At 38.3% G+C, this 6,933-nt stretch carries 8 protein-coding genes; 5 read left to right on the top strand and 3 right to left on the bottom strand.

Going from position 1 to position 6,933, the window contains the following annotated elements; genetic code table 11:
• Window positions 1-3 precede the first annotated feature (3 nt).
• The 4 genes from ACJAT0_RS06975 (at window position 4) to ACJAT0_RS06990 (ending at window position 3,772) form a co-directional block, all read left to right on the top strand.
• Entirely contained in the window at window positions 4-984 is a 981-nt protein-coding gene (locus ACJAT0_RS06975; protein ID WP_415181087.1) for a glycosyltransferase family 2 protein, read from the top strand.
• On the top strand, window positions 984-1,277 hold the full coding sequence (locus ACJAT0_RS06980) for a hypothetical protein (RefSeq protein ID WP_415181088.1): 294 nt from the start codon (window positions 984-986) through the stop codon (window positions 1,275-1,277). Before ACJAT0_RS06975 ends, ACJAT0_RS06980 begins: the two co-directional genes overlap by 1 nt.
• A 207-nt stretch (window positions 1,278-1,484) precedes the next feature.
• Complete coding sequence (locus ACJAT0_RS06985; protein WP_415181089.1) at window positions 1,485-2,708, top strand: glycosyltransferase; 1,224 nt, start codon at window positions 1,485-1,487, stop codon at window positions 2,706-2,708.
• A complete protein-coding gene (locus ACJAT0_RS06990; protein WP_415181090.1) occupies window positions 2,705-3,772 on the top strand; it encodes a glycosyltransferase in 1,068 nt (355 codons plus the stop codon). The genes ACJAT0_RS06985 and ACJAT0_RS06990 overlap by 4 nt, the downstream gene beginning before the upstream one ends.
• Window positions 3,773-3,809: 37 nt before the next feature.
• On the opposite strand, the gene ACJAT0_RS06995 is transcribed toward ACJAT0_RS06990, so the two are convergent.
• From ACJAT0_RS06995 to ACJAT0_RS07005, 3 genes are read right to left on the bottom strand one after another with little or no spacing between them, the layout of a single operon-like run.
• Entirely contained in the window at window positions 3,810-4,178 is a 369-nt protein-coding gene (locus ACJAT0_RS06995) for a carboxymuconolactone decarboxylase family protein (RefSeq protein ID WP_415181091.1), read from the bottom strand.
• A 4-nt stretch (window positions 4,179-4,182) separates the two neighbouring features.
• Complete coding sequence (gene tatC / locus ACJAT0_RS07000; RefSeq protein WP_415181092.1) at window positions 4,183-5,019, bottom strand: twin-arginine translocase subunit TatC; 837 nt, start codon at window positions 5,017-5,019, stop codon at window positions 4,183-4,185.
• A gap of 2 nt (window positions 5,020-5,021) precedes the next feature.
• Window positions 5,022-5,987 (bottom strand): KpsF/GutQ family sugar-phosphate isomerase, encoded by a 966-nt coding sequence (locus ACJAT0_RS07005; RefSeq protein ID WP_415181093.1) that lies wholly within the window; start codon window positions 5,985-5,987, stop codon window positions 5,022-5,024.
• An 86-nt stretch (window positions 5,988-6,073) separates the two neighbouring features.
• Between ACJAT0_RS07005 and ACJAT0_RS07010 the strand changes: the two genes are divergently transcribed.
• Window positions 6,074-6,933, top strand: an 860-nt coding sequence (locus ACJAT0_RS07010) for a RecQ family ATP-dependent DNA helicase (protein WP_415181094.1), incomplete at its 3' end; no start/stop codon positions are given.

A 6,933-nucleotide genomic window follows, 5' to 3' on the forward strand; every position in this document is an offset into this window, starting at 1 on the left:
GTGATGTCACAAACTCAAGTACCCGATGAGGTGCTGATTATTGATGGTTCTGCAGATGAGCAGACAAAAGAAATGCTTGAAAATCTTTATCGTGTATATTTTCAAGGGTCGAGTTCAGATAAAAATCATTCAGAATTTATCATTACTTCAGCTAAATTAGACTATTACAAAGTACCACCAGAACATCGCGGTCTCACAAAGCAACGCAATTACGGTATAGAAAGAGTAAATGATGCCAGTGATATAGTTGCGTTTCTGGATGATGATACCCTTCTTGGTCTAGATTATTTTGAGCAATTAATAGATACCTATACGCAATTTCCAAATGCTATAGGAGTCGGCGGCTACATTACAAACGAGATTTCTTGGGAGCCAGCAGAAACAGAAGTTAAAAACGACCTTAATTATTTCTATTATGATGGTTACCGTCGTAAAGAAAGCAGCCGGTATCAACTAAGGCGAAAATTAAGGTTAGCACAACAAACTCCTCCAGCGATTTTCCCGGCATTTGGACATGGGAGGTCCATCAGTTTTTTGCCGCCGTCAGGTAAAATATATCAAGTAGAACAGTTGATGGGTGGTGTGTCTAGTTTTCCGTTTTCAGTATTAAAAGAACATAAATATTCAGAATATTTTGAAGGATATGGCCTCTATGAAGATGCAGATTTCACATTGCGATTATCGCATATAGGAGATTTATATGTCAATACAGCAGCACAATTAGAACATCATCACGATGCGGCAGGAAGACCTAATAAGTATGCTTATGGTAAAATGGTCGTACGCAATGGCTGGTATGTATGGCGTGTCAAGCATCCCAACCCATCACTTAAAAACAAGTTAAAATGGTATCAAATCACCTTTTTACTTACTGCTATTAGATTTCTCAATATCTTTACTACTCGGGAACGCAAAGAAGCCTTTACTGAGGCAATAGGAAGAAGTGTAGGATTTATCAGTTTACTCTTCCATAAACCTAAATAATGAAGTTTTCTAAAGACATAAAAAGATATGCCGATTATAGTGGTAAATCTGCCATTACCTTACGGCTCCCACAACAAGGCTTGTGGGCCTTATTGCAGTACTGTTTTTACAATTGGGATTACAATTCAAAATCACCTAAAATAATCAAGCTGCCTTTATTATTTGTAGGAGTTTGTCACCAAAAAGGAATGGAAATGATTACAGGAATCACATTACTTTATGCCGCTCAAATAGGAGAATATCTGTTGCATGCGAAGGCAGTTATATCTAAAACCCATATCTGTCCAAATTGAAGGCTTTAAACAAGGGGTGAATTATTTAGAACTTTCTAGTCGTTCTGCCCACAAAGAATTGCCTGATTGTATTACGGATTTGCAAAAAAAACAACAATAAATATATAGAAATGTGTCAGGCAAATTTAGAATGGAGTTCTCCATACATTCACCCTAAAAATTATTTGTCTAGAGTATTAGAAATTGTCCATTCTCATTAAAATTCCAATGAATAACTTCCTAGTCATAACAGATGCTCACTTGATCCAGCAAAACGGCAAAAAAGTTGCCTACGCTCCCTATGTAAGGGAAATGGACTTATGGATGCGTCATGTAGACCAAACTACTTTTATCTGTCCAGACAGGATGGGCAGCAAGCTTTTAGCGCAGCCTTTTTTAAACCAAGATTTCAAACAAATAGGCTTGCGGCGATTGGAATTTCACACGTTATTTTCAGCCGTAATTTCTTTTCTTAGTATCCCCTACCAATTTATAGTTTTGTGTTTTGCTTTTGCGAAAGCAGATCATATACATTTAAGATGCCCTGGAAATCTAGCCTTACTGGCTAGTATGGCACAAATCTTATTCCCTAGCAAAAGGAAAACAGTTAAATATGCCGGCAATTTTGATCCCTGTGCCTCTCAACCAATTGCTTATCGATTACAAAAGAGAATTCTGTCCAATACTTTTCTAACTAAAAATATAAAGGTGTTGGTGTATGGAAACTGGCCCAATCAAACTAAAAATATCCAACCATTCTTTACAGCTTCTTACCACAGGAATCAGATTGAGCCTGTTGCCAATAGGAATTGGAATGGACCTTGTAAAGCAGTTTTCGTAGGAACCATGAGAGCCAATAAAAGACCTTTGGAAGTTTTTGAACTCATAAAAGAATTACGGGCTAACGGATTGGCTATTTCTTTAGATTATTATGGTGATGGTCCTTTGAAAAAAGATATTGAAAATAAAGTAAAGCAAGCTGGGTTAGAAGATCACGTCAGGTTGCACGGTAATGTAGACAACACTAGCCTTATTCAGGCCTATAAAAGGGCACATTTCTCCTTTTTACTTTCAAAAAGTGAGGGCTGGCCTAAAGCCGTCGCTGAGGCCATGTTTTGGGGATGTATACCCGTGGCAAGCAAAGTGAGCTGTGTTCCGTGGATGCTGGGGATAGAAACTTCCAACTTCCAACTTCCAACTTCCAATGCAGATAAAGAAACTTACCCTTTAGGTCTAGGGAAAGGTTTTGATGACACGCAGCGAGGTATCTTGATCAACGATATATTACAAGCAGGAACAGTAGTGAAGGAGTATCTAAAACAGCCAGATCAACTAGAGCACATGTCAAAAGCCGCCGCGGCTTGGTCGCAACAATACACGCTGGATGATTTTGAAAGAGAAATTGCCTTGCTTTTAAAAGAAACAGATCCAATAAAAGCCACCAAAAAATGAAAGTACTTCAAATTATAGACAGTCTGGAAGCTGGCGGCGCAGAACGTATGGCGGTTAATATTGCCAATGTGCTGGCAAAAGAAGGTCACGACTCTCATCTTTGTGTTACCAGAAAAGAAGGTTTGCTTCAACAAGCAATTGCCCCAGAGGTAGCCTATCTTTTTTTAAATAAGAAAGGTAAGTTGGGGCTTTCGGCAGTTTTTAAATTGAATAATTACATTAGAGTGCATCAAATTGAGGTGATTCATGCGCACAGTACGTCTGCATTTATTGCGGTACTCGCATTCCTTTTCTTAAAAAACAAACCTAAATTGATATGGCACGATCATTACGGTAAAGCAAATGAGTTGGTTTATAGACCTTTTACATTATTAAAGATTATATCTGTTTTTTTTGACCAAATAATCAGCGTCAACAAGCGGTTAAAAGTGTGGGCAGAGAAAGAGCTGAAATGTAAAAAAGTGCTGTACTTAGAGAACTTTGCATTGTCAGCTCCGACGGTCCCACTTTTGAGTCCGTTGGGTGGAACAATAGGAAAGCGCATGGTCTGTCTTGCCAACTTAAGGGAACAGAAAGACCATCTCAATTTGCTCCAAGCTTTTGAGAGGCTAGCGCCAGAATATGACGAATGGACCTTACATCTTTGTGGTCAAGATTTTGAGGATGCCTATTTTAAAGAAATACAGCATCAGATACAAAAGCCAGCTTTGGCAAGTCGTGTTTTCCTATTGGGATCAAGACCTGATGTAACAGCTATTCTAAAGACTTGTGATATAGGAGTGCTCTCTTCTAATTCTGAGGGCTTACCTGTAGCTCTTTTAGAATATGGTTTAAATAAACTACCTGTTATCGCTACAGATGTAGGCGCTTGTAAAGAAGTGATTGCAAATACTGGGATCGTAGTTTCAGCAGAAAATCCTCAACTACTTGCAGCAGCTTTAGAAGAACTAATGTCAAATCACGAATTACGAGATCGTTACGCAGCTCAATTTCAGGAACATGTGCTGCAGCATTACGGAAGTGAGCGTTATGTGGAGAAGCTTATGAAGATTTACAACAAATAAATTCGTTTAGATCTTACAGACAATGGTCTGTTGTCCACTAATCGTTCGTCAGTTTTGGAGCTGCATTTTTCTCTACTTCGTCCCAGTATTCATAAGCACGGCGCAGATGAGGTATCACAATCGTCCCACCCACTAATGTAGCTATGGAAAGTGCTTCTACGACTTCTTCTTTAGAAATCCCTTCCTTGTAGCTGGCTTCTAAGTGGTATTTGACACAGTCATCACATCTTAGAACAGTACTGGCCACAAGACCTAGAAGTTCTTTAGTTTTTTTATCAAGTGCTCCTGCCGTAAAGGCATTGGTGTCCAGATTAAAGATGCGTTTGATAATCTTATTATTGTCTTCAAGAATGGCATCGTTCATTTTTTCACGATACGCATTGAATTCTTCTACTTGGTTACTCATACATTTATGGGGTAGCTAATTTTCTTTTTCTTCTTTCCTGTCTATAGAGCACAAATTTAGATATGAAAATGCTCACTTCGTATAAAATTAACACAGGAATGGCAACTATGATCTGGCTGGCAATATCTGGTGGCGTGATGACCGCAGCAACAATCAAAACAATTACTAAAGCAAATTTTCTATTCTTTCTCAATCCAGCTGGTGTGGCGAGACCTATTTTAGTAAGAAAATAAATGATGACAGGCAATTCAAAAAGCAATCCAGAAGCTAGTATAGAGGCTCTAATATAACCTATATAGCTGGACAAGCTGGGTTCTGTAGAAATTTCAGGACTCAAATTATAAGTCATCATAAAATGAACTGATAAAGGAGCAATCACAAAATAACCAAATATGACACCTATAAAAAACAGCAAAGAACAAACGATTATAAACCCACCGCTGTATTTTTTTTCGTCAGACTTTAATCCTGGAGAAATGAATCGCCATATTTGGTGCAATATCCATGGAAAGGCGACGACAAAACCTACTAAAATACAAGTCCAAATATGAGTAGAGAATTCGTCAGACATCTCTTTAGACTGTACTTTAAAATTAAAATCAGGATTGCAAAAATCACTTATGATTCCAAAATTCTTTCCAAAATCGCAAAAGAATTCATAAGTAATAAAGCTTCCTCGTTTAGGACCAAAGATAATGACGTCAAAAATAAAGTCGGTAAAAAAACCTGCAATTAAAGCTCCTATTAAAATACCTATAATAGAACGTATTAATGACCAGCGCAGCTCCTCTACGTGATCCAGAAAAGACATCTTATTAGGGTCTACCTTTTTACGAGCCATAATTATATGATTCCTTCTCTTATTAAATCATGAATGTGTACCACACCAGCATAACCATGATCATCTACTGCGATTAATTGAGAGATGTTGTTCTCTTCCATTAACTCACGAGCTTGAACAGCCATAGAGTAGCCAATAATAGTCTTAGGGTGGGTGCTCATAATATCACTCGCAACTAGGTCATCAATATTTTTACCGCTGGAAAGCATGCGTCTTAAATCACCATCTGTAATAATTCCTATGGCTTGATGATTCTCGGTAACGACCGTCATGCCTAACATGTTTTCTGAGATATTAATAATTACATCTCTTAAGGAAGCAGTCGCAGGTACTTCTGGTTTGTTGTTTTTTTCACTAATATCTTGAACACGCAGGTATAATTTTTTTCCTAAGGCACCACCTGGGTGGTACTTAGCAAAATCCTTGTCCGTAAATCCCTTCAGTTCTAGCAAGCTCACAGCAAGTGCGTCCCCTATAACGAGTTGAACAGTGGTGCTTGTAGTGGGAGCGAGACCATTAGGACAGGCTTCTTCTCTAATAGCAGCATGAAGAACAAAATCAGCTTCCTGACCTAAAAAAGACCCTCTATCACTTGTTATGGCGATCAGTTTATTATTAAAATTTTTGATCAATGGGACGAGCACTTTGATCTCTGGAGTATTTCCACTTTTTGAAATACAGATAACCACATCATTGGTTTGCACAATTCCCAAGTCACCATGAATCGCGTCAGCGGCATGCATGAAAATGGCAGGAGTTCCTGTGGAGTTCATGGTGGCGACTATTTTTTGCGCAATGATGGCACTTTTACCTATTCCAGTGATGATAACTCTACCTTGTGAATGGTGTATGTGTAATACAGCTTTCGCGAAAGCGGAATCAATACCATCTATAAGGTCTGTAATAGCTTGTGCTTCAATGCGAATAGTCCTTCTCGCAACTTCTAAAATTTTATTTTCTTGTTCCAAAAAAGATTACTTTAATTAATAATGTGTGATAAACAAATTATATCGTAAATTGTAACGTACAAAGATAAACAAAACGCAACAGCCGAATGGCAGATACGCAATTAGGATTAGAAGAAAATTTAAAGAAATTTTTTGGATTTGGGCAGTTTAGAGGACTGCAGAAAAAGGTGATTACTTCCTTATTAAATAAAGAAGATTGTTTTGTTATCATGCCCACTGGTGGTGGTAAATCGCTCTGTTATCAGTTACCTGCATTGATGCAAGAAGGAACGGCTATAGTGGTTTCTCCATTGATAGCGCTCATGAAGAATCAAGTAGATGCCATACGTGGCATTTCTGATCATGACGGTGTGGCGCATGTTCTCAACTCCTCTCTGTCGAAGGGAGATATTCAGCAAGTAAAAGATGATATTTCCAGTGGCATGACTAAATTGCTTTATGTCGCTCCAGAATCACTAACCAAAGAAGAGTATGTGGACTTTTTAAAAGGTCAGAAAATATCATTTCTAGCCGTCGATGAAGCACACTGTATTAGTGAATGGGGACATGATTTCCGTCCAGAATACAGGAATTTGCGCAGGATCATAGATCGCATAGGAGCAGCCATTCCCATTATAGGACTTACAGCAACCGCAACGCCTAAGGTGCAAGAAGATATCCTTAAAAACTTACAGATTACTGATGCGACTACCTTTCAAGCATCTTTTAATAGACCCAACCTTTATTATGAGGTGCGTCCTAAAACAGAAACAGTAGATGCAGATATCACTCGCTTTATAAAACAAAACGACGGAAAATCTGGAATTGTTTACTGTCTTTCTCGCAAACGCGTGGAAGCACTGGCTCAGGTTTTACAAGTAAATGGAATTAAAGCCGTTCCTTATCATGCCGGTCTTGACGCAAAAACAAGAGTGTTGCATCAAGATATGTTCTTAATGGAAGATAC

This window comes from Nonlabens sp., assembly GCF_047636915.1.
Classification (GTDB): Bacteria; Bacteroidota; Bacteroidia; order Flavobacteriales; family Flavobacteriaceae; genus Nonlabens.

Bases quoted from the DNA above. Each gene is read 5' to 3' on its own strand.
- ACJAT0_RS06975 (WP_415181087.1), top strand. From the start codon at position 4: ATGTCACAAACTCAAGTACCCGATGAGGTGCTGATTATTGATGGTTCT.
- ACJAT0_RS06980 (WP_415181088.1), top strand. From the start codon at position 984: ATGAAGTTTTCTAAAGACATAAAAAGATATGCCGATTATAGTGGTAAA.
- ACJAT0_RS06985 (WP_415181089.1), top strand. From the start codon at position 1,485: ATGAATAACTTCCTAGTCATAACAGATGCTCACTTGATCCAGCAAAAC.
- ACJAT0_RS06990 (WP_415181090.1), top strand. From the start codon at position 2,705: ATGAAAGTACTTCAAATTATAGACAGTCTGGAAGCTGGCGGCGCAGAA.
- ACJAT0_RS06995 (WP_415181091.1), bottom strand. From the start codon at position 4,178: ATGAGTAACCAAGTAGAAGAATTCAATGCGTATCGTGAAAAAATGAAC.
- tatC (WP_415181092.1), bottom strand. From the start codon at position 5,019: ATGGCTCGTAAAAAGGTAGACCCTAATAAGATGTCTTTTCTGGATCAC.